Raw genomic sequence first — 2657 nt, 5'->3', positions numbered from 1 at the left:
GCGGTGGGTCAGTCACTATAAAGGCGACTGGTCCACCGCTTTCGCGAGCAAGCCCGCTCCCACAGTTTGATGGGGTTCACACTTCAGGTTCAGGCGGTTTTCCAGGTGATCTGCTCTTCACCGTCTGCGCTGATGCGAACCCAGGTGTCGGCACTTTCCTCACCTTCTTCTTCTACCCACGTACCCGGTGCGCAACGCACTTCGACGTTCAGCGCGGCAAATGCGGCGCGGGCGCAGGCGATGTCGTCTTCCCACGGGGTCTGGTCACTTTCCAGGTACAGGCTGTTCCACTTGCCTACGGCTTTCGGCAGCCAGGTAACCGGCACGCTGCCGGCCGTGCACTTGTAGGTCTGGCCCTTTTGGACCCAGTCGGTGCAAGGGCCCAGGGCGGCGCCCAGCCAGGCGGCGATGGCCTTGTGGTCGACGTCAGCGTCCTTCAGGTAAATCTCGATATCGGGTTGGCGCATGGATGTTCCTCGTTGCGGGATTCGAAAATCCATTCGCGGAAAAGTCGGTTATTGAAGCACGAAATAATCGTAGCGCATCGACACCGTGACCTGCAGCGGCTCGACCGCTTCGATCACCTCGGCACGGCGCTCGGCACTCGCACGCCAGCCGTGGGGCGTCATGGCCAGCAGGTTGGCGCGGTCCTTGGGCTCGGCCAGGCTCAGGGTGAACGACAGCGTTTCAGTGTGCGCCAGGCTCATGCCCTCCGGCACCAGGGCCAGGTGCTTGTCGTCGGTGTACTCGCGTACTTCGTCGTACAAACGCTCGCGCAACTCCATCAGGTGGCCGGCGGTAGGGCCGACCTTCATCAAGCCACCGCCTGGGCTGAGCAGGCGTTTGGCCTCCTGCCAGTCCAGAGGGCTGAATACGCTGGCGATAAACTGGCAACTGGCATCGGCCAAGGGCACGCGGGCCATGCTGGCGATCAACCAGGTCAGTGCCGGGTTGCGCTTGCAGGCGCGCTTGACCGCTTCCTTGGAGATATCCAGGGCATAGCCGTCGGCATGGGGCAGGGCATCGGCGATTTGCGCGGTGTAGTAACCCTCGCCGCAGCCGATGTCCACCCAGCGCTGCGGTGCACGTTCGCGAGCCAGTTCGGCCAGGCGCCTGGCCACCGGGGCGTAGTGCCCGGCGTTGAGGAAGTCGCGGCGCGCCTCGACCATCGCGAGGTTATCGCCCGGGTCGCGGCTGTTCTTGTGCTGCACCGGCAACAGGTTCAGGTAACCCTGGCGGGCACGGTCGAAACGGTGCCCGGCCGGGCACGCCACGCCGTTGTCCACTGCGTTGAGCGGTGCGCTGCAAATGGGGCAGGCAAGCATCAGGCGAGCAACTTGATCAGGGTCTGGTAGTAGATTTCGGTCAGCACATCGAGATCGCTGGCCAGGATGCGTTCGTTGACCTGGTGGATCGTCGCGTTCACCGGGCCCAACTCGACCACTTGGGTGCCGAGGGTCGCAATGAAGCGCCCATCGGACGTGCCGCCACTGGTGGAGGCCTTGGTTTCACGACCGGTGATCGCCTTGATGCTGGCCGATACGGCATCCAGCAACGCGCCCGGTTCGGTCAGGAACGGCAGGCCCGACAGCGCCCATTCCACGTGCCAGTCCAGGTCATGCTTGTCGAGAATGGCCGCGACGCGTTGCTGCAGGCCTTCTACCGTGGATTCGGTGGAGAAACGGAAGTTGAACACCGCCGTCAGGTCGCCAGGGATCACGTTGGTCGCGCCGGTGCCGGAATTGAGGTTGGAAATCTGGAAGCTGGTCGGCGGGAAGAAGGCGTTGCCATCGTCCCAATGCTCGGCGGCGAGTTCCGCCAGCGCCGGGGCCGCCAGGTGGATCGGGTTCTTCGCCAGGTGCGGATAGGCCACGTGGCCCTGCACGCCACGCACGGTGAGGGTGGCACCGAGAGAGCCACGACGGCCATTCTTGACCACGTCGCCCACCAGCGTAGTGCTCGACGGTTCGCCGACGATGCACCAGTCCAGGCGCTCCTTGCGCGCGGCCAGGCGTTCGATCACGGCCTTGGTGCCGTGGTGCGCCGGACCTTCTTCATCGCTGGTGATCAGGAAGGCGACCGAGCCCTTGTGGTCCGGGTAGTCAGCGACAAAACGCTCGGAGGCCACCAGCATGGCGGCCAGGCTGCCTTTCATGTCCGCTGCGCCACGCCCGCAGAGCATGCCGTTGTCGTCGATCAGCGCGTCGAACGGGTCGTTCTGCCAGGCCTGTACCGGGCCGGTCGGCACCACGTCGGTGTGGCCGGCGAAGCACAGCACCGGGCCATCATGCTTGCCATGGGTGGCCCAGAAGTTATCCACGTCCTCGATGCGCATCGGCTCCAGTGCAAAACCGGCGTCGCCCAGGCGCTGCATCATCAGCTTCTGGCAGTCGGCGTCGATCGGCGTCACCGAGGGGCGACGGATCAAGTCGATGGCAAGTTGAAGGGTCGGCGAAAGCTCGGCATGGGCCGTCATGGGGAAACTCCGGAAAGCGTGTCGTGGGCGCAGGACGTAGGTGGGATTCAGAGCCTGGATGGCACCCTTCCAATGTGGGAGCTGGCTTGCCGGCGATAGCATCGCTGCGGTGTGCCTGGCAGACCGCGGCGTCTGGATCGCCGGCAAGCCAGCTCCCACAGGGAATTGGGCCAGGCCAAGT

3 protein-coding genes are annotated in these 2657 nt (G+C 64.6%); all 3 read right to left on the bottom strand.

Going from position 1 to position 2657, the window contains the following annotated elements; genetic code table 11:
- Positions 1-89: 89 nt before the first annotated feature.
- From QMX97_RS31930 to dapE, 3 genes are read right to left on the bottom strand one after another with little or no spacing between them, the layout of a single operon-like run.
- The gene (locus QMX97_RS31930) at positions 90-467 is read right to left on the bottom strand and encodes a hypothetical protein (RefSeq protein WP_282398233.1); all 378 of its coding nucleotides are present in this window, start codon (positions 465-467) and stop codon (positions 90-92) included.
- A 48-nt stretch (positions 468-515) separates the two neighbouring features.
- Positions 516-1325 (bottom strand): putative RNA methyltransferase, encoded by an 810-nt coding sequence (locus QMX97_RS31925; protein ID WP_262134481.1) that lies wholly within the window; start codon positions 1323-1325, stop codon positions 516-518.
- Positions 1325-2476 (bottom strand): succinyl-diaminopimelate desuccinylase, encoded by a 1152-nt coding sequence (gene dapE / locus QMX97_RS31920; protein WP_282398232.1) that lies wholly within the window; start codon positions 2474-2476, stop codon positions 1325-1327. The genes QMX97_RS31925 and dapE overlap by 1 nt, the downstream gene beginning before the upstream one ends.
- Positions 2477-2657 lie beyond the last annotated feature (181 nt).

The sequence above is a fragment of the Pseudomonas sp. PS01298 genome, from assembly GCF_029959745.1.
GTDB classification, from domain to species: domain Bacteria; phylum Pseudomonadota; class Gammaproteobacteria; order Pseudomonadales; family Pseudomonadaceae; genus Aquipseudomonas; species Aquipseudomonas aylmerensis.
Note: the sequence above shows the minus strand (reverse complement) of the source record. Positions and strands in the feature narration are given on the sequence as shown.

Excerpts from the sequence above, each read along its gene's own strand:
- QMX97_RS31930 (WP_282398233.1), bottom strand. The coding sequence starts at position 467 with ATGCGCCAACCCGATATCGAGATTTACCTGAAGGACGCTGACGTCGAC.
- QMX97_RS31925 (WP_262134481.1), bottom strand. The coding sequence starts at position 1,325 with ATGCTTGCCTGCCCCATTTGCAGCGCACCGCTCAACGCAGTGGACAAC.
- dapE (WP_282398232.1), bottom strand. The coding sequence starts at position 2,476 with ATGACGGCCCATGCCGAGCTTTCGCCGACCCTTCAACTTGCCATCGAC.